A 20,120-nucleotide genomic window follows, 5' to 3' on the forward strand; every position below is an offset into this window, starting at 1 on the left:
TCCCGGAGTTATCCCAGTCTTACAGGCAGGTTACCCACGTGTTACTCACCCGTCCGCCGCTAACATCAGGGAGCAAGCTCCCATCTGTCCGCTCAACTTGCATGTATTAGGCACGCCGCCAGCGTTCGTCCTGAGCCAGGATCAAACTCTCCGATAAAGTAGCTTGACTGACTACGCACATCGCTGTGCGATTTATTTAAAACTTTGAATTAACAGGTACGTTTTGTCTTGTTTAGTTTTCAAAGATCATTTTGTCTTTCGTTCAAGCGACTTTATTATTATATCTTATCAATCTCTTGAAGTCAACAACTTTTTAAATTTCTTTTTTCGTCAGCGCCTTGTTTAGCGGCAACGAATAATAATATACCACCTCGCAAATAATAGTGCAATAGTTTTTTTAAAAGAAAATCAAAAAAGTTTTACGAGCGGCTTGTTTCTAAAAAAGCGCCGTACTGCGATAAGCAGAAACGGCGCCTTCCCTTATATTAGCGTTGTCTCATTTGAGGGAATAATAAAACGTCTCTGATAGACGGAGCATTTGTTAACAGCATGACAAGGCGGTCGATACCGATACCCAATCCCCCGGTCGGCGGCATGCCGTATTCAAGAGCTTCAACGAAGTCTTCATCCATCATATGCGCTTCATCGTTTCCTTCTTCTCTTTCTTTTAATTGCGCTTCAAAGCGTTCCCTCTGGTCAATAGGGTCATTCAGCTCCGTAAACGCATTAGCGTGCTCACGGCCGACGATAAACAGCTCAAAACGGTCTGTAAAGCGAGGGTCCTCCGGATTTTTCTTAGCAAGAGGAGAAATCTCTACAGGGTGGCCGTAAATAAATGTAGGCTGAATGAGTGTTTCTTCAATTTTTTGTTCGAAGAATTCATTGATGATATGACCCACCGTCATTGAGTTTGTGATCTCGATACCATGCTCTTTTGCATGACCGCGCGCTTCTTCAACAGTCATCTCATTCCAGAAATCTACACCTGTCGCTTCTTTGACCGCATCTACCATATGGAGTCGTTTCCATTCAGGTTTCAGATCAATCTGCTCTTCGCCGTACTGAATTGTGGTGCTTCCAAGCACTTCCTGCGCAATATGTGCTACGAGGTTTTCCGTAAGGCTCATAATATCTTTATAATCGGCGTACGCTTCATACAGCTCGATCATCGTGAATTCAGGGTTATGGCGTGTAGAAACACCTTCATTACGGAACACACGGCCGATTTCGTAGACTTTTTCCAATCCGCCGACAATCAGGCGTTTCAGGTGCAGTTCAATCGCAATACGCATATAAAGAGGCATATCGAGCGCGTTATGGTGCGTGATGAACGGGCGTGCAGACGCTCCTCCCGGTATGCTGTGCATCGTAGGTGTTTCAACTTCTAAGTATCCATGGTCATCTAAGTATCTTCTCATCGCTTGGATGATTTTGCTGCGTGTGATAAACGTTTGTTTGCTGTCAGGGTTTACGATGAGATCGAGATAGCGCTGGCGGTAACGCTGTTCAACGTCTTTTAACCCATGATATTTATCAGGAAGAGGACGCAGTGCTTTTGTCAGCAGTTCAAAAGATGTCGCTTTGACAGAAAGCTCGCCTACGTTTGTTTTGAAAACTTTCCCCGTGATGCCGATAACGTCTCCGAGGTCTGAAGATTTAAAGATTTCATATTGTTCTTCGCCGACACTGTCTTTTCTTACGTAAATTTGAATTTGACCTTCTAAGTCCTGCAGATGCGCAAAGCCGGCTTTCCCTTTTCCGCGCTTTGTCATCATACGGCCTGCAATGGTCACTTCGATCGCTTTTTCTTCCAGTTCTTCTTTAGAAAGCTCCTGGTAGGCGTCAATGATCTGTTGAGATTGATGCGTTCTCTCGAAACGTTCGCCGAAAGGGTCAATGCCGTTTTCTCTCAGCTGGTTCATTTTATCTCGTCTGACTTGCAGCTGGTCGTTCAATTCCTCATGATTTTGCTCTTCTTGACTCATTGGTATCACTCCGTTACATTTTGTTTTCACGAAAAAGCAGAAAAACTGCCAGCGGTAAGCTGGCAGTGAGCAGCAATAGAGGGTGTATATTAACCTACTTTTGCATCTTGAAGCTCTTTTGCCTCTGCTTCGGCGGTAAATGCATCTAAAAGCTGCACAACTTCTTCACGCGTCTCACATTGGTTAATTTCGTTGCGTACATTCGCATTGCCTCTGACACCTTTCAGGTACCAGGCAGCGTGTTTTCTCATTTCTCTGACTGCCACATTTTCGCCTTTTAACTTAATCAGGCGATCTAAGTGCAGTTTGCATACCGACATTTTTTCACGAACTTTCGGTTCGTCTTTCAACTCACCGGTTTCAAGGTAGTGCACCGTACGGTAAATCATCCACGGGTTGCCGAGTGCGGCCCGGCCGATCATGACGCCGTCAACTCCTGTTTCCTCAAGCATGCGTTTCGCGTCCTGAGGCGTTTTGACATCACCGTTTCCGATGACGGGAATGGAGACGGATTGCTTCACTTCTTTAATGATATCCCAGTTCGCAGTGCCTTCATACATTTGCACTCTTGTGCGGCCATGCAGGGCAACGGCTTTTCCGCCGGCACGTTCAACGGCTTGGGCGTTTTTCACCGCATAGATGTGCTCTTCATCCCAACCCATTCTCATCTTCACTGTAACCGGCTTATCAACAGCATCTACTACTGCGGATACCATTTCATAAATCTTATCAGGATCGAGAAGCCATTTGGCGCCCGCATCACATTTTGTAATCTTGGGTACGGGACAACCCATGTTAATATCAATAATATCAGCAGTTGTGTTTTGATCTACAAACTTCGCCGCTTCCACAAGAGTTTCCTTTTTCCCTCCAAAAATCTGAAGGCTGAGCGGTTTTTCACGTTCATCAATGTAAAGCATCCCCATTGTTCTTGCGTTGTTGTAAAGAATCGCTTTGTCACTGACCATTTCAGCGCATACCAATCCGGCTCCGAATTCCTTTACAGTCAATCTGAACGCTGAGTTGCAGACACCGGCCATAGGGGCAAGCACGACCCGGTTTTTCAATTGAATATCACCGATTTTAAACATTTTTCCCCTCCTTTCATTATTTGTCTATTTTTCAGGCGGGGCCAATTCGTCCGCACTTATATTTAAAACATCTGCCGCATCTTGAATGATGGCATCTGACGGCAATCGGTTTCCGCGTTCAATTTCACCGACAATAGAAACTGATATACCTAATGCTTTTGCAAATCCTTCTTGAGTATAACCTTTCAGCTTTCTGAATGCACGAATTCGCCTACCCCAGATTTCTGCTTCCATACTCTTACACCTTCTTGGTTTGTTTCAGCGCTTATCGTGATATGATCCGCCTGCGGACATATTTCTTTTAACGGCGCAAGGACAAATAAGCGCTCATACATTCTCGGATGCGGAACAATCAGCCGCTCTGTTTCAATATTTTCACGATTATACAGCAAAATGTCAAGGTCTGCCGTCCGCGGTCCCCAGCGAATCTCTCTCGTTCTGCCTAATTCAGCTTCAATGCTCTGCGTTACGTCAAGAAGTTCAAAAGGAGATAAAGCCGTTTTCACTTCAACCGCCATATTGAGAAACTGATCTTGATCCTCATAGCCGACGGGATCTGTTTCATATATGGAGGACACCTTTGACACCGTCACGCTATGATGACGGCTGAGCATGGCCACTGCCTGGCGCAAATAATGTTCACGGTCGCCCATATTGGAGCCGAGGCCGATATATGCCGTATTGTTCATGATTTCTTTCTCGTCATTTCTATGGCTACTGATTTATAATGGCCGGGAATCGGCGGGTCAGGCTTAACAACCTTTACCGTACATTGCTGCACCGGCTCAAATTTCTCAAGGACGTTGTCTGCGATCCGTTCCGCAAGGGTCTCGACCAAATTAACAGGCTCGCCCTCAACGATGCCGCGGCAGACACTGTACAATTCCGCATAGTTAATGGTATAAGAAAGGTCATCCGTTTTTCCCGCTTTGCTCAAATCCAGTTCAGCAGTCAGGTCTACTTTGAAGCGCTGGCCGAGTTTGTTTTCTTCTTCGAACACGCCGTGATATCCGTAAAACTCCATACCTTCTACATATACTTTATCCATAATGTGCGCCTCCTTTGTTCAACATAGCATCCATCATCTTAGTCATTCTTGCGATCTCTTTGACATCGTGCACCCTCACAATGTCGCAGCCTTTTTGGACGCCAAGGCATACTGTCGCTCCCGTTCCCTCAGCACGTTCTTCAGGGGGAAGGTCAAGCACACGGCCGATGAACCTTTTTCTCGATGTCGCCAGGAGCAGCGGATAACCTAACCCGCTGAACACCTCCAGCTTGTTCATGACAGCCAGATTGTCCTCATAGTTTTTTGCAAAGCCGATCCCCGGATCCAGAATCATGTTTTCATCTGTGACGCCGGCTTCTGCGGCAATTTTTACGCTTTCCATCAAGTCTGCAAGCATATCAGGAATAAGATCGTTGTAGTTTCTTTCCATGCGATTATGCATTAAGATAATCGGAACCCCGTGTGCGGCGGCTACTGACGCCATGTCAGGGTCACCTTTCGCCCCCCAGATGTCATTAAGGATAGAGGCTCCCGCTTTGACCGCTTCGTCTGCCACGGACGCTTTGTACGTATCGATTGAAAGCGGAATGTCCAGCTCGCTTGTAATCCGTTCTATGACGGGGATGACTCGTGACATTTCCTCATCAGCCGACACGAGTGATGCGCCGGGCCTTGTCGATTCACCGCCGATATCTATGATATGCGCCCCTTCTTCAGCCATCTTCGCCGCATGCAGAAGCGCCCTTTCCGTACTGTCGTATTTGCCGCCGTCAGAGAAGGAGTCTGGCGTTACATTTAATATCCCCATAACGAGCGTCTTCTCTTTATAGGACAGAGCGCCTTTTTTTGTATGAATCAGTTTAAGCTGTTCAATTGTTTGCTGCGCCACTTTGTTCCCCCTCCTGTACATTCATTTTGTTTATTTCCTGCTGATACTGCTTACGGAGCAATTGCACCGTTTTTCCGCTCACTCCGGGCAGCGGAACTTCCTCTATTTTAGAAAACGGGATGATTTCAAGCACGGAGTTTGTCAACCATGCTTCATCCGCTTCAAGCATTGATTGAAAACGGAATCGGCCTTCGGTGACTTCTGTCCCCTGCCGTTTCAATTCATCAATGACAAACTGTCTTGTTACACCATCGAGAATTCCCGTATCCAAGGATGGCGTAAAGACCTTGTCTCCTTTTCGCCAAAACACGTTGGAGACAATGCCTTCCGCGACATCTCCTTCTCCGGTCAGGAAAATGCCTTCAAGATTGGGATCATTCCCGATCTCCCGTTTAGCATACATGTTGTTTAAATAGTGATGGGATTTTAACCGGAAATATCCTTCAGGCGTATTTCTCCTGATAGAGAGAAGCCTGCCTTCTTTTTGAACAGGCAGAGTTTCCGGATTGAGCCGGTTGACGAAACAAAGGACGGTCGGCTTTTCATAAGTCTGCGCGGCAAACCCTTTATCGCTGACGCCTGCCGAGATGTTAAGCCGGACACGCGCGCTGCCGTCCTTGATGTCATTGAGGAGCAACAGTCTCCGAAGCATATCAAGCAGCTCCTGTTTGTTCACCTCATATGCAATCTGCAGATCCCGAAGCGCCTTGTTGAGCCTGGCGACATGCGCATCCGGTAGAAACGGCCGGCCGCTGTAAAGCCTGAACGTCTCGAACGCGCCGATCCCGTACAGATAACCATGGTCAAAAGGAGAAAGCGCCGCTTCTTTCTCCTCTATATATTGACCATTCAAATATATAATCACACCGTCACTTCCTTTTTGCGGTGTGTCTCTATAAAGTTTCTGAGCATCTCTTTGCCGAAGGAGGTCATGATGGATTCCGGATGGAACTGAACACCTTCAACAGGAAGCTCATTATGGCGGATTGCCATAATTTCTCCTTCTTTGGTTTGAGCGGATACCGTAAAACAATCCGGCAGCGTGTCCGCTTTGACAATAAGTGAATGATACCGGGTGGCGACCAGCGGATTTTGCAGGCCTTTAAAAATCGTCTGTCCGTCATGCATAACTTCTGACGTTTTGCCGTGCATGAGCCGCTCTGCTCTGACGACATCGCCGCCGAATACTTGCGCAATCGACTGATGCCCGAGACATACGCCGAAAATAGGAATACTGCCGGCAAAATGTTTGATGGCTTCGAGGCTGATCCCCGCTTCATCAGGACTGCACGGCCCCGGTGAAATCATTAAGAAGTCCGGACCCAGCTCTTCAATCTGCTCAATCGTAATCTCGTCATTTCGTCTGACGATCAGTTCCTCCCCGAGCTCACCCAAATATTGAACCAAGTTGTACGTAAATGAATCATAATTGTCAATCATTAAAATCATCTCTGCTCACCTCGTCTGATTTTTTGTCTCTTCTTCGCTCAGCTCTAACGCCTTTTTCATCGCAAAAGCTTTTTTGAACGATTCCTTGTATTCATGCTTCGGAACCGAATCAATAACCACTCCTGCTCCGGACTGCATAAAAGCATGTCCGCCGGCTGCATAGATCGTCCGGATCACAATGTTAAACTGCAAATCTCCGTTGAATCCGAACCAGCCTATAGATCCAGTATAAAGCCCCCGTCTTGTCGGCTCAAGCTCTTCTATAATTTCCATCGTTCTCACTTTGGGCGCTCCCGTGATGGTGCCCCCCGGGAACACCGCATGAATAATGTCTGTCGCGTCATATCCGTCCTGCAGCTCTCCCTGTACGTTTGACACGATATGCATGACGTGGGAATACTTTTCGATCGCCATAAACTCGTTAACCCGCACGGAGCCGTAGCGCGATACGCGCCCGAGGTCATTACGCTCAAGATCAACAAGCATGACGTGTTCCGCACGTTCTTTTTCGTTGTGAATTAATTCATCAGCCAAAGCCTTGTCTTCAGCATCGTCTTTTCCTCTTGAACGCGTACCCGCGATCGGTCTCGTTTCAAGCTTCTTCCCCTTCTTTGTCACCAATAGCTCCGGCGACCCGCATATCACTTGAAACCCCGGTGTCTCGAGATAGGCCATGTAAGGAGACGGATTGACGTTTCGCAAGTGTTTATACACCTCATACGGATGAACGGATAAAGACTGAGACTGCCTGATGGACAAATTAACCTGGAACACATCCCCGCTCGCGATATATTGTTTAATTTGTTCTACAGCCTGTGAAAATCCTTCCTCGGTGAACGGTGCGGCGTACGATCCGTCCCCATTCCGATTCAGCGGTGAAAAAGGCTCGTCCGCCGTTTGGAGGGAACACCACATGTCCTCTAAGCCGGACAGCTTTTCTTCCGCAAGATCCGCTTCCGCTTCAGTATGGGTAATGAGCCATAACGCCTCTTCCTCATGGTCATAAACGGCCACATCATCAAAAACAAGAAAGTAAATATCAGGTGTTTCCAGATCATCTAACGACAGCATCTTAAAATTCTCAATATATCGGGCATAGTCGTAACTGATAAAACCAATCGCACCGCCCTGAAAGTCCGGAAACTCAACGTTTGTTTCCGTTCCGAGCGTTCCAAACCATTCATGAAAGGCCCGCAGCGGGTCACCTTCTTTAAACAGTGTTTCTCCCTCATGCTTGATCGTTGTAATTCCGTCTTTCCCTCTGACGGACGCAATCGGATCTAGACCGGCTATACTGAATCTTCCCCCTCTCGCGCTTTCGAGCAGAACATGCCGTTTTCTCGATTTCGAAAGGTTTTCATATCGCTGTAAAAATGCTTGTTTCGTAAAAGGTATTTTTCTTCCTGCCGGTCTGCGTTGTGCCATCATATCAATCCTCTGCTTCGTTTTACTGTAGTTTTATTTTAAAGCAATCACACTGGTGAAAAAAGTGAATTTCACTTCCAACCATAAAATTCGAAACGTTTTTTGGATTTTCGATACTTCAGGCACAAAAAAACTCCCGGATACAGCCGGGAGCCGTGTGTATGTCTCTATTCAAACTGATAAAGCGGTGTGCTTAAGTAACGTTCTCCGTTACTAGGGATGATCGCAAGCACTTTCTTGCCTTTCCCCAGTTTTTTCGCGATTTCCAGTGCCGCGTAAATGGCCGCTCCGGAAGAAATGCCGCCGAGAATCCCTTCTTCTTTTGCCGTTTTACGGGCATATTCAAATGCATCCTCATTTTTGACGGGAATGATTTGATCATAGATATCCGTATTCAATGTTTCAGGGACAAATCCCGCTCCGATACCCTGAATTTTATGCGGGCCCGGTTTTCCGCCGGAAAGAACCGGAGAATCCGCCGGCTCTACCGCATAGATTTTGATGGATGGATATGCTTCTTTCAGCACTTCGCCCGCTCCCGTGATGGTTCCGCCGGTACCGATTCCGGCCACGAACGCATCAAGCTGGTCGTCACCAAACTGTTCTACGATTTCTTTCCCCGTCGTTTGGCGGTGAATTTCCGGGTTTGCCGCATTGTTGAATTGCTGAGGCACAAAGTATCCGTGTTCCTCCGCAAGTTCTTCCGCCTTTTTAATGGCGCCCTTCATTCCTTCTGCGCCGGGAGTCAGCACAAGCTCCGCTCCGTATGCGCGCAGCAGGTTGCGTCGCTCCATACTCATTGTATCAGGCATAACGAGAATGGCTCTGAGACCTTTAGCCGCTGCCACCATTGCAAGACCGATCCCTGTATTTCCGCTTGTCGGTTCAATGATTGTGTCGCCGGCTTTTAATTTTCCTTCTTTTTCAGCCGCTTCAATCATCGCAACTCCGATCCGGTCTTTTACGCTGCTGCCCGGATTCATGTATTCAAGCTTCAGATATACATCTGCACTGTTTTCATCCGTCAGGCGATTCAATTTTACAATAGGAGTATTTCCGATTAGTTCAGTAATAGAATTTGCAATACGCACCATGTTGGACACCTCAATTTCCGACTAAATTTATTGGTATTATAAATATAAGTTATCAATTTCAAAATTTTTTGTCAATCATTTAGTTCTTTTTTCCCCGTAGAACCAAGAGACCCCCGCCTCTTTCCACAGCGTTTTGACTGTCGCCTTGTCACCTAATTGATCCATCGCGATCTGGCGTCTGATTTGGCTCTTCACTTCATTGTATGAGAAAGTTCTCGCTTTAAGCTTTTCTTTCAGCTGAATGACGGCGTATCCTGAAGAAACTTTAATCGGTTCAGCGGACCATTCATCTTCTTTAAGATTTTTAGCTTCTGTGATATATGCCTGCGGGATATTTTCCTGGTTTTCTGTCACAAAGCCGAGGTCTCCGCCATACTGTGACGTGTATCTGTCCGTGGAACGCTCAGCGGCGACGGCTTCAAAGCTGGACCCGCCTTTCAAATCAGCAAGCACCCTGTCCGCCTCATCTTTGTTTTTGACGACGATGTGCCGGATTCTGTAGGAATCATCGAAATGGTACAATTCTTTATTTTTATTATAAAATGATTGCATTTCCTTATCCGATATATCGATGTCCTTCGTCAGCAGTTCTTCAAGAAGAATGTTGTAGCGGATCTGGTCTCTCCATTCTTTTTCGGTAATATGGCTGTCTTCATAAAATGAATTATTCACCGCTTTGATTAAAAGAAACTCCCGCTCCAATTCGCTGTTTGAAACTGTGAGTTTATTCTTTTTCGCAAGCTCTTTCACTACTTGTGCATTAATCATGTCTTCCAGCGTTGATTTTCCGTACTCGTCTTCCATCTTTTTCATCCAGTCTTGCCGTGTGATATGTTTATCACCGATTGTCGCGATGGATTCTTCAGATGACCCCGCGGCTTGGGATTTTGTTAATTTATACGCCACTGTCACACTGCATACTAACAGCGCCGCTACAATAATCGTCAAAAGTGTTCTCGATTTCAAAATCTACCCCATCCCTTTTATAAAATAGAACAACCCGCTAAAGAGCTAGCGGGTTGTTTCGTCACGAAGCTCTTCCAGTTCTTCTTTTGTAAATAAATATTTCTCATTACAAAAATGGCAAACCGCTTCGGCTTTTCCGTCTTCTTCTATCATATCTTGTATTTCTTTTTTGCCTAGTCCTAAAATGGCCGTTTCGAATCGATCTTTTGAACAAGAACAGTGAAATTTGACCGGCATTGTTTCGAGAACGTCCGGTTTTTGACCCAGAACTTCTTCTAAGATTTCTTCCGGTGTCAGGCCTTTTTGAATCAATTTTGAAATCGGTTCGATTTGAGATAATTGCTTTTCAATTGTTGAAATGGTTTCTTCATCAGTCCCCGGAAGAAGCTGAATGATGAACCCGCCCGCAGCGAGAATGGTGTTATCAGGATTTACTAGAACACCTACGCCGACAGATGAAGGGACTTGTTCAGAAGAAACAAGGTAATACGTGAAGTCGTCACCGAGTTCACCCGAGACAATCTCTACTTGTCCCGTAAAATAATCACGCAAGCCCAAATCTTTTACGACACTGAGTGTTCCGTCAGTTCCGACCGCCCGTCTGACATCCAGTTTCCCTTGTTCATTGAGATCAAAATGAACGTGCGGGTTTGATACGTATGCTCTTACCTCACCCTTTGCGTTCGCATCTGCGACAATGGCTCCGATCGGGCCGCCGCCTTCTATTTTGACTGTCAGCTTATCTTCACCCTTAAGCATCGCTCCGAGCATCAGAGAAGCTGTCATCGTCCGGCCGATTGCGGCTGATGCCGTCGGCCACGTGTCATGCCTTCTTTGCGCTTCATTAACCATATCTGTCGTTCTGGCTGCATAAGCCCGCACTTTACCGTCATATGCAATTGCTTTAATTAAATAATCCATCGTTTACCTCCTATACGTGACCCACGCGATTTCGCTCATAAATGATTTCCAGCCCTTTCAGAGTGAGAAACGGGTCAACAATATCAATACAGTCTGATTCGTTTGCGATTAATGACGCAAGCCCGCCTGTCGCAATGACTTTCGGTTCCTGTGTTGCCTGCCATTTCATCCGCTTCACTATACCTTCAACTTGTCCGACATAGCCGAAAAGGATGCCGGACTGCATGGCGCTTACCGTGTTTTTGCCGATGATATTGTCCGGACGGGCAATTTCAATTCTCGGAAGCTTCGCCGCACGTGAGTACAGCGCTTCCGTTGAAATCGTAATGCCGGGGGCAATCGCGCCGCCCATGTATTGTTTGTTTTCATCAATGTAGCAATACGTCGTTGCCGTTCCGAAATCAACAACAATTAAGGGGCCGCCATACTGCTGGATCGCCGCAACGGCATTGACGATCCTGTCAGCTCCCACTTCTTTCGGATTGTCATACTTTATATTTAAACCTGTTTTCATTCCCGGGCCGACAACTTGCGGCTCGATGTGAAAGTATTTTATGCACATTCTTTCTAAAGAGAACATAATCGGCGGCACCACGGAGGAGATGATAATCCCTTCAATCTGTTCAAACATGAGTCCGGAATGTTCAAATAAGGAACGAAGCAGCATGCCGAATTCGTCTTCTGTTTTGTGCCTGCTCGTTTCTATGCGCCAATGATATTCTAATTCCCCATCATGATATACACCAATCACGGTGTTGGTGTTCCCCACATCTATAACCAGTAACAACCTCTATCACCACTTTTGAATAGTTTCTAATCATAACATTTTCAACATTCTACAATACCATACACGATCTGCGGCTCTTTTGTAAACAAAACGGAACCAGTAAAAAAACCGCCGGTATACGCCGGCGGTTTTCATATCAGAAAGCGAACTATTCTTTCGGCTCGTCTTTCTTTTCGTCTTCTGTTTTAGACAGGATGTTTACTTTCACATCGTCTTTTTGAAGATGGTCATCTGAGAAATTGCGCTCAGGGAGTTTTCCGTGATCCACAAGATGCTTGATTTGTTCCGCATCTAATGTTTCCACATCAAGCAATGTCTGAGCAATCAATTCAAGCTTATCGCGATTTTCAGTCAGGATGGTTTTCGCACGCTCATAACATTCTTTAATGATGCGCTGAATTTCCTGATCGATTTCGTAAGCGATCTGATCACTGTAGTTTTGCTCGTTGTTGAAATCCCGGCCCAGGAATACTTGACCGCCTTGAGATTGACCGAACTGAAGCGGTCCGAGTTTTTCTGACATACCGAACTCTGTCACCATTCTTCTGGCAATGCTCGTTGCCCGCTGGAAGTCATTGTGAGCCCCCGTGCTGACTTCGCCGAAGATAATTTCCTCGGCAACCCGTCCGCCCAGAAGACCGACAATTTTATCGAGAAGTTCAGGTTTTGTCTGGAAGTAACGGTCTTCTCTCGGAAGCATGACCGCGTATCCGCCCGCCTGCCCCCTCGGAACGATCGTTACTTTATGAACCATATCGGCTTCATCCAGCACAAGTCCGATAACGGTGTGACCGCCCTCGTGGTACGCCACGATATTGCGTTCTTTTTTCGATATGACGCGGCTCTTCTTCGCAGGACCCGCAATGACACGGTCCGTCGCTTCATCAATGTCGCGCATATCAATTTTCTTCTTGTTTTGACGGGCAGCAACGAGTGCCGCTTCGTTAAGAAGGTTTTCTAAATCGGCGCCTGAGAAACCGGGTGTTCTTGAAGCGATCGCTTTTAAGTTCACCGTTTCATCAAGCGGTTTGTTTCTCGCATGGACCTGTAATACGGCTTCACGGCCGATGACATCCGGACGGTCTACCGTAATCTGACGGTCAAAACGTCCCGGACGAAGCAATGCAGGGTCGAGAATGTCCGCACGGTTTGTCGCAGCGATAATAATGATTCCTTCATTCGCACTGAAACCGTCCATCTCAACAAGCAGCTGGTTCAGCGTCTGTTCGCGTTCATCATGCCCGCCGCCAAGACCTGCGCCGCGCTGACGTCCCACCGCATCGATCTCATCAATGAAGATCAGACAAGGCGCATTCTTTTTCGCATTTTCGAATAAATCACGCACACGGGAAGCACCGACACCGACAAACATTTCAACGAAGTCAGATCCGCTGATGCTGAAGAAAGGAACGCCCGCTTCACCGGCTGAGGCTCTCGCAAGCAATGTCTTACCGGTTCCCGGAGGTCCGACCAGCAGCACGCCTTTAGGGATTCTGGCGCCAAGCTCGGCGAATTTGCGAGGATCTTTCAGAAACTCAACAACCTCAACAAGCTCCTGCTTCTCCTCATCCGCGCCGGCTACATCTTTAAACTTCACGCGTTTCTTTTCTTCCGTATACAGCTTCGCTTTGCTCTTTCCGAAGTTCATGACACGGCTGCCGCCGCCCTGAGCCTGATTGAGCAGGAAGAAAAACAGAATAAAGATGATGACAAACGGAATGATCGTCGTTAAGAACGTCACCCACCCGCTTGTTTCCTGTGCGGGATCAACTTTTACGTCCGTCTTTTTAATTGCATCAAATATCTGGTCTGCTCCTTTTCCTTCAGGAACATGTGTTAAAAAGTACTGGTCTTTGTCGTATTTTTTCAGCTGTCCTTTTACCTCATAAACACCTCTGACAGGCTGAACCGATACGCTATCAACTTTCCCCTCATCGAGGTTCTTGATAAACGTACTGTACGACATATTTTCTGTTTTCGGGTTTGAAGTCTGGAAGTAACTCACAACCCCGATTACTACTAATAAAATAAGTAAATAAAAAATGGTATTACGGAAGACCCGATTCATTCCTTACCTCCTCCCACAGTAAGCACAACTATGTTCAATAGTACCATAGAAAATCATTCCAATACAACCGATAACCATCTCGGAAGCAGGCAGCCGATCAGCTTTCATAAATCGCCGGTTTTAATACTCCGATGTAAGGCAGATTGCGATAGCGTTCGGCATAATCAAGTCCGTAACCCACAACAAACGCGTCAGGAACTTCAAAGCCTACGAAGTCTGCTTTAATGTCCGCTTTTCTTCCGCTTGGTTTATCCAACAGGGTAACAATCTTAATTGATTTCGCTTTACGATATCGGAAGAGTTCTACGAGATAGCTCAAGGTTAACCCACTGTCGATAATATCTTCAATGATTAAGATGTCCCGGCCTTCTACAGATGTATCCAAATCTTTGATGATTTTGACTTCTCCGGAAGAAACCGTGGAATTTCCGTAGCTTGATACATCCATGAAGTCCATTTCCAAATATGTATCAATATGCTTTATAAGATCAGCCATAAAAGGAAGCGCTCCCTTTAACACACCGATTGCCAACGGAAACGTGTCGCTGTACTCGCTTGTTAATTGTTCTCCAAGCTGTTTTACTTTCTGCTGGATCTCATCTTCTGAGATCAGCACTTTTTCGATATCCTGTTTCATGTTAATGCTTGCCCCCTACACTTTTCATGCTGTCTATATTGTAATACAATGCGGTCACTGTTTGAAATCACAAGATCGTCAAAGATGGATTTTTTCAAGCCAGGCAGCCAGATAATTTCACCGCTCGCATCCGTTACAATCGGCCATTCGTCCCGATCCCGCAGAGGCAGTTTATGATCAATAAATATATCTTTCACCTTTTTCGAGCCATTCATCCCTTTAAGTTTGATCCGGTCGCCGATTTTTCTCGTCCGGATTGTTAAAGGAAATTGCACCTTGTTTCTGCTTGTCATAAAAACAGCATTCCCATTTTTGATATGAGGGTCAGCCTGATCGGCCACCTCTATCATAAAGCCGTTGGGGAGAACAGCAGTCTCGCCTTCCGCTCCTTGCAGCTGCAGCTCAAAGGGAACTTTTTCACATTGCCATTGTTCAAATGTAAACAAACATGTCTGATATGATTTGACCACCTTCAGCCCTTTCGGAAAATCAAGCACTCCCGAGGCGCTTCCATTTTCCGCCCATTCGAGAAACTGCTGTATGTGGCGGGCGGAAAACGACGATGGAACGTTTTCATAAAGATAGTTTAATATTAGTTGAACTCCTCTTCTTTGTAAAGGTATCGGAAGGGCAAGCAATTGAGAGGAATTGACTTCAACCGATGTGTCAGACTTGCTTGTAATAACCTTATTCATTCGTTCTTTCGTTAATGACTGCAGGTATTGTTCGTCTTCTGTCAGTGCTTCACTCACCTTTTGAAACATTTTATGAACGTCAGGTGATTCTTGTTTTAAAAAAGGAAGCACGGTCTTTCTGAATCTGTTTCTTGTATAATCGTCTTTTGCATTGCTCTCATCCGTTCTGTAGCTGAGCCCTTCTTGACGGCAGTATTCAAGGATTTCATCCTTTGCCGCATAGAGGAAAGGCCTGATCAGCCAGCCGGATGCAAATTCGCGGACGGGCTGCATTCCCGCAAGCCCTGCCCCGAGCGTACCTTTCGCAAGCCTCATGAGCATTGTCTCAACCTGGTCATCGCCGTGATGAGCCAGCGCCAAAAACTTCGCTTGGTGTTTCGCCATCAGATCTTCGAAAAACTGATATCTGCAATCACGCGCGGCAGCCTGCTTGTTCAGCCTATTCTTCTTTGCGTATGCAGAAACATCAACCTGTACCGTTTCGCAGAGAATGTGTTCCGCTTCGCAATATGACTGCACAAACTTCATATCTTCTTCAGATTCAGGACCCCTGAACTGATGGTCGACATGCGCCGCTATGATAACGGAGGAATGCCCGAAGTGCTTATTCAGCATACTGAGAAGCGCCATTGAATCAGGGCCTCCGGAGACCCCGGCAATAATCGTTTCCCCCTCCGCCTGAAGATGATATGTTTTGAAAAAATCTTCCACGCTTTTCACAATGTCCCCCTCACAATGAGCAGGTTTTTTAAAGATATACATATCCTATCACTTTCATTCCCTCCAAGCAAAGAAGAAGCATGAGCGCAGGCGTCCGGCCGGCATTAGATGAGAAAAAAGACGATGTAAGCGAAATAAAGGGCGAGAACGCTGATTAAAATAAGTGTTGTTTCAAACAAACCATTGTGCTTTGCGGGTTTTTGTTTAGGTTTATACCGCGTTTGAGATACAGTGCCCTGCCGCGGTTTTGATTGCGGCGGCTTAGGCTTGGCGGCGGCTTTCCTTTTGCTCCCGGCGCTCTGCCCCGCCGTCAGGATGTCATGCTTCATGACTTCCGCAGACGGATATTGGCCGTTTAAAGCAGAAAACAGAACCTTCTTATACTTATTCAGAAACGGGTGGCCTTCAATGATAGAACGAAGCTGTTCTTTCGGCTGTCCTGACTTTTTGCACTCTTTCTTCTGGACACAGTGGATCATGATCATCGCGACAGCAAACAGGTCATAGGATGGTTCTGCTTTTCTTGTTCCATACCCCCAATAGCCCCTGTCGTAAAACTCCGTATACTCTTTAATCGCGCGGCCCTGTTTTGTCGTTCCCCCTACATCAATGCAGCGAATGGCAGCCGGTGGTCCGGTTACAATGAGATTGTCCGGTTTGAGGTCGCCAAAAACCCATCCCTGCTGATGAAGGACTGACAGGCTGGAAAGAAGCTGCACCATCAGCACCGGAATCCACTCCGCTCCCTTACTGCTGATATATTGCGGAAGAAGCGGCCCTTCTATGTACTCCATCACGTAAAAAGAGACATTTTTATTCAGCTGCGGAATAAACGCGTCGTCCGCATCAAAAAAAGAAGGCCCCATCGTTTGCGACCGGGCCTTTGAAAAGGATTTTAAGACATTCACTTCAGAGGTAACAGACATGCTGTCGCTGCTTATTTTCAAAGCGACCTGTCCGCCTGATGCTTCTGCCAGATATACAATACCGTTAGCCCCTTTTCCAAGCTGTTTGAGCAATCTGTAAGATTTGCCGTTCCATTTGCCCTGAATTGCCGTCCCCGGTGCCAGACTACATGCCAAACTCGTTAAAGCGTCGTTCATCATCTGCCAACATGCTCCTTCTTGAGCGGATTCTCTCAAACTGCTGCGTCGCTTCCCGGATAGCGGGGCCCGTGGGGGTGATACCGCCGGTCGACAGCTTCGCAAAGAGTGCAGAAAGGGATTCAAGCTTCGGCGTCCAATTCAGTACAAGCTCAACTTCCTGGCTTTTCCCGGGAAATATACACATGGCAAATTCATTTTGCCCGGCCCGGGAATTTAAACTGATGGAAAGATCGATCAGCGCTTCTTTCACCGTCGGCAGTTTCGGCGCCATACTCGCACTCGTATCAACCAGCACAAGCACTTGCAGATGAACCGTTTCGCCGAGTTCATCAACCACTTCCATCACTTCGCCGCGTTTTTCAGGAGAAAGCTCTTCCATTTCAACGTTTTTCCCTAAGATTTGTTTAAGCTCTTGATTGACGACACCTTGCAGCGTCTGGGTCATTGCTTTTTTCGTCACCATTTGAACCGTCTGAGACAATTGTGACGCATACACAACTTGATGGACGCCGCCTCCGGCCATGGCGATGCCTTCAACTTCCTTCATTGCCTCTTGGTCAATCGCGTTTTCTTCCATAATTCCTATAACATTCACCGTAATCCCCTGCTCCTTGGCGAAAGCCGCCATTGCGATCGGGTCTTCACCATGATTGGAGCAGCCATCTGTAATCAGCAGAACTTGATTTAAATGTCCCTTATTCACATACATTCCTCCCGGTGATACGATTAGTCCCATCTTCGCCAGAAGGAAAGTGATTTATACGAAAGGATTAAGAAATCTCCTTTTTATTTTGGAAAACCGCCGGCACCGGGATGGAAGCCCATTTCGGCGTGTTGTGATCAATCCGGACAACAACCACCGTCATATCGTCTTCGATTTGGCCGGAACGCGTTCTGATGACCTCTTCCATTAATATATCAGCGATTTCCTGCGGATCTTCGGTTTTCAGCCCTTTCATTTTCCGCTTCATCCACAGGTCGTGGTTTTCAACGTGCTTCGGCCCTTCAAAAATACCGTCACTCATCATGACGAGCAGATCTCCCGCTTTTAACTGTTCACTTACAACCTCCACATCAAATTCATTGATGATGCCGATCGGCAGATTGCTGGCCTGCACTTTCATGACTTGATCTCCCCGCTTGATAAAACTCGGCGTTGAGCCGACCTTCAAGAATTTGCAGCTTGCGTCCTGAAGATCAATGATAGAAAGATCGAGAGTTGAGTAGATTTCGTCTGTCGTCCGTAAAGACAGAATACTGTTGATCGTTTTGATCGCTATTTTTTCATCAATACCTGATTCGAGAATTTTTTCGAGCAGCTTAATCGTTTCATTGCTCTCATAATGGGCCCTCGCCCCATTGCCCATGCCGTCACTGATCGCGGCCGCATACTTTCTCGCCCCCAGTTCCATCATGCTGTAGCTGTCTCCGGAGACAAGGCCGCCGCCTTTTGCCGCATGAGCCGCGCCTGTCGATACCCGGTACGACTTGGTCGAACCGAACGCGACATGGCTGTAGCCATTCGGATGAGTCGAGTGCTGTTCGCTTTTGACAAGTATCTGCTCCTCAAGAATGTCAGACAGCATCGGGGCGATAATTTTCTCACTCTCGCCGTGTCCTCCGCTGAACGGGATTGTCATTTCGATATCAATATTGCCCTGCTCCAAGCTGTATATCTCGACATGCTGAATCTCGATTCCGAAATGCTGAAGCGCCTCTATCATTTGTTCTTCCTGAATAAAATGCTGCTCCCTCTCCCGTTTTATTTCCCGAGAAAAGTCCGCCATGACCTCAGAAACTCCCAACAGCTGCTCGGCAACAAGCCTTCTGCTGTCCTGAACTTTTCTCTTCAGTGTCAGATGGGCGTGATGGTGGGCAAGTTCGTCCTCAATCAGCTCTTCCACCTGTCTGGATTTGGAACAGTGCTGTTGAAACTCCTTTTTTAATCTGCGGTTTGAGGCATACTGTTTTTCTTCTGTTTCATGCATAACTTGTTTCATTAAGTCATATGTTTTATCAAAGTTTTGAACCCAGCATTTGCTTTTCTTATAGCAGGATTGGCAGGAATGCTCGGTGATTTTGCTTAAAAAGAGATCCACTTCCCCTTCTTCCGCCTGCTCATCGGAAGACGTCTGATGAAAGGTGGCGAAGCTCTCCGACAAGGCATGAAACACATTGGAGAACTGGTCTACTTTCTGGGCGGTGACATCTCTGATTTTCCTCGCGTACTGCTGCTGTTCCTGACTGTGCTCAGCAGTGCCCGGTATGTATCGCGCCACCTTTTTCGTAATCGATTGGGGCGTAATCAAAAACAAAACAACGGCAATCAATGATTCATAAAGAGTGGTCATTAATCCGGCAGACCCCTCTCCATATAATGAAATCAGCAGTGAGCCGATCACTAATCCGACTGCGGCTCCGGCTTTCTTTCCTTCTTTCAGCAGCCCGCCAAGAAGCCCGGAAAACGCAAGCAGACTCATTTGATAGAGATTCCCGATATTCGCAAGCCCGAGGATCAGTCCGGTCACAACACCGACCGTACAGCCGATGCTTGCCCCGCCGACAAAGGAAAAACTCAGCACGACATAGCGGGCCAGGATATGCTCAGCCTGCATTCCCTGAAATGAAACACCGGCAAGCCCGGTTAAAACGGATGCGATCAAAATCATAAAACAGATGATTTCTTCTATTTTTAACGATTGCTTCACTTTTTTGATCGTGAAGATCGGCAGGCTTTGCAAAAAGATCAGCGTCAAAATAAAGGCCAGGCCCGCCTCGACAACAGCCATCACATAATCATAGGTGGTAAAAGCGCCGCTTTCAAAATAAACAAATCCGATTCTCGCGGCAGCCATAGAGAAAAACACCACGATCGGCAGCATCTTCACCCGGTCCTGCACGATATATGTACCGATTTTTGAAAATAGAGTGAAGACGGCCAAAGCTGTGAGAATCAATAAAGAGTGTTTCGGCGAAATGGTTAAAGCGCCCGCAAGTAAAGACAGACAAGCATAGAAGGCTTTATCTCTTCTGATCAAAAGCATCGCTCCGAAAAACGGCAGCGCAAACGGAAGAACCTCAGATAATATGAAAGCCCGTCCAAGTAAAAAACCGATCACGACATAAATGAAACCCTTATAGAAAAAAAGTGAATGCGCTTGATGGACTGTAAGCTTTGCCGCCTTTTCAAAAAACGATTGCAGTTTTTCCAGAGCTTGTCCCGCCATCGGCCCGTTCACTCTTCTTTCCGCTTTTTCCATTGCTCTCATCCCCCACCT

The 20,120-nt window shown here is 46.7% G+C and carries 19 protein-coding genes and 1 rRNA gene; all 20 read right to left on the minus strand.

The window, feature by feature from the left end; genetic code table 11:
- A 16S ribosomal RNA gene (locus HWY38_RS00005) occupies positions 1-157 on the minus strand; the annotation flags it as partial.
- 328 nt (positions 158-485) lie between these two features.
- The gene (gene lysS / locus HWY38_RS00010) at positions 486-1,985 is read right to left on the minus strand and encodes a lysine--tRNA ligase (RefSeq protein WP_014416740.1); all 1,500 of its coding nucleotides are present in this window, start codon (positions 1,983-1,985) and stop codon (positions 486-488) included.
- Positions 1,986-2,074: 89 nt separating this feature from the next.
- Complete coding sequence (gene dusB / locus HWY38_RS00015; RefSeq protein WP_007409948.1) at positions 2,075-3,076, minus strand: tRNA dihydrouridine synthase DusB; 1,002 nt, start codon at positions 3,074-3,076, stop codon at positions 2,075-2,077.
- A gap of 24 nt (positions 3,077-3,100) precedes the next feature.
- Positions 3,101-3,310 (minus strand): helix-turn-helix domain-containing protein, encoded by a 210-nt coding sequence (locus HWY38_RS00020; RefSeq protein WP_003150668.1) that lies wholly within the window; start codon positions 3,308-3,310, stop codon positions 3,101-3,103.
- Complete coding sequence (gene folK / locus HWY38_RS00025; RefSeq protein ID WP_224181020.1) at positions 3,262-3,765, minus strand: 2-amino-4-hydroxy-6-hydroxymethyldihydropteridine diphosphokinase; 504 nt, start codon at positions 3,763-3,765, stop codon at positions 3,262-3,264. The genes HWY38_RS00020 and folK overlap by 49 nt, the downstream gene beginning before the upstream one ends.
- A complete protein-coding gene (gene folB / locus HWY38_RS00030; protein ID WP_224181021.1) occupies positions 3,762-4,124 on the minus strand; it encodes a dihydroneopterin aldolase in 363 nt (120 codons plus the stop codon). The genes folK and folB overlap by 4 nt, the downstream gene beginning before the upstream one ends.
- On the minus strand, positions 4,117-4,974 hold the full coding sequence (gene folP, locus HWY38_RS00035; protein ID WP_224181022.1) for a dihydropteroate synthase: 858 nt from the start codon (positions 4,972-4,974) through the stop codon (positions 4,117-4,119). The genes folB and folP overlap by 8 nt, the downstream gene beginning before the upstream one ends.
- A complete protein-coding gene (gene pabC / locus HWY38_RS00040; RefSeq protein WP_224181023.1) occupies positions 4,955-5,839 on the minus strand; it encodes an aminodeoxychorismate lyase in 885 nt (294 codons plus the stop codon). Before pabC ends, folP begins: the two co-directional genes overlap by 20 nt.
- Entirely contained in the window at positions 5,836-6,423 is a 588-nt protein-coding gene (gene pabA, locus HWY38_RS00045; protein ID WP_007409944.1) for an aminodeoxychorismate/anthranilate synthase component II, read from the minus strand. Before pabA ends, pabC begins: the two co-directional genes overlap by 4 nt.
- A 6-nt stretch (positions 6,424-6,429) precedes the next feature.
- Entirely contained in the window at positions 6,430-7,848 is a 1,419-nt protein-coding gene (pabB, locus tag HWY38_RS00050) for an aminodeoxychorismate synthase, component I (RefSeq protein WP_224181035.1), read from the minus strand.
- Between the two features lie 167 nt (positions 7,849-8,015).
- Complete coding sequence (gene cysK, locus HWY38_RS00055) at positions 8,016-8,942, minus strand: cysteine synthase A (RefSeq protein ID WP_007615206.1); 927 nt, start codon at positions 8,940-8,942, stop codon at positions 8,016-8,018.
- 75 nt (positions 8,943-9,017) lie between these two features.
- Positions 9,018-9,908, minus strand: coding sequence for a peptidyl-prolyl cis-trans isomerase (locus tag HWY38_RS00060; protein WP_038463567.1), 891 nt, complete (start codon positions 9,906-9,908; stop codon positions 9,018-9,020).
- A gap of 45 nt (positions 9,909-9,953) precedes the next feature.
- On the minus strand, positions 9,954-10,829 hold the full coding sequence (gene hslO / locus HWY38_RS00065; RefSeq protein WP_004264606.1) for an Hsp33 family molecular chaperone HslO: 876 nt from the start codon (positions 10,827-10,829) through the stop codon (positions 9,954-9,956).
- A gap of 10 nt (positions 10,830-10,839) precedes the next feature.
- Entirely contained in the window at positions 10,840-11,616 is a 777-nt protein-coding gene (locus tag HWY38_RS00070) for a type III pantothenate kinase (protein ID WP_044803028.1), read from the minus strand.
- A 148-nt stretch (positions 11,617-11,764) separates the two neighbouring features.
- Positions 11,765-13,684 carry an ATP-dependent zinc metalloprotease FtsH gene (ftsH, locus tag HWY38_RS00075; protein ID WP_007615201.1) on the minus strand — a complete coding sequence of 640 codons (1,920 nt, stop codon included), beginning with the start codon at positions 13,682-13,684 and terminating at the stop codon, positions 11,765-11,767.
- Between the two features lie 97 nt (positions 13,685-13,781).
- Positions 13,782-14,321 (minus strand): hypoxanthine phosphoribosyltransferase, encoded by a 540-nt coding sequence (gene hpt / locus HWY38_RS00080; RefSeq protein ID WP_004264611.1) that lies wholly within the window; start codon positions 14,319-14,321, stop codon positions 13,782-13,784.
- Positions 14,318-15,736, minus strand: coding sequence for a tRNA lysidine(34) synthetase TilS (gene tilS, locus HWY38_RS00085; RefSeq protein ID WP_224181024.1), 1,419 nt, complete (start codon positions 15,734-15,736; stop codon positions 14,318-14,320). The genes hpt and tilS overlap by 4 nt, the downstream gene beginning before the upstream one ends.
- Positions 15,737-15,840: 104 nt before the next feature.
- Positions 15,841-16,842 carry a protein kinase domain-containing protein gene (locus HWY38_RS00090; RefSeq protein WP_224181025.1) on the minus strand — a complete coding sequence of 334 codons (1,002 nt, stop codon included), beginning with the start codon at positions 16,840-16,842 and terminating at the stop codon, positions 15,841-15,843.
- Positions 16,808-17,545, minus strand: coding sequence for a VWA domain-containing protein (locus HWY38_RS00095; protein WP_004264624.1), 738 nt, complete (start codon positions 17,543-17,545; stop codon positions 16,808-16,810). Before HWY38_RS00095 ends, HWY38_RS00090 begins: the two co-directional genes overlap by 35 nt.
- A gap of 67 nt (positions 17,546-17,612) precedes the next feature.
- Positions 17,613-20,102: a stage II sporulation protein E gene (spoIIE, locus tag HWY38_RS00100; protein WP_007409936.1), complete on the minus strand. Its 2,490-nt coding sequence runs from the start codon at positions 20,100-20,102 to the stop codon at positions 17,613-17,615.
- Positions 20,103-20,120 lie beyond the last annotated feature (18 nt).

It is taken from the genome of Bacillus sp. KS1 (genome assembly GCF_020075515.1).
GTDB lineage: Bacteria > Bacillota > Bacilli > Bacillales > Bacillaceae > Bacillus > Bacillus velezensis.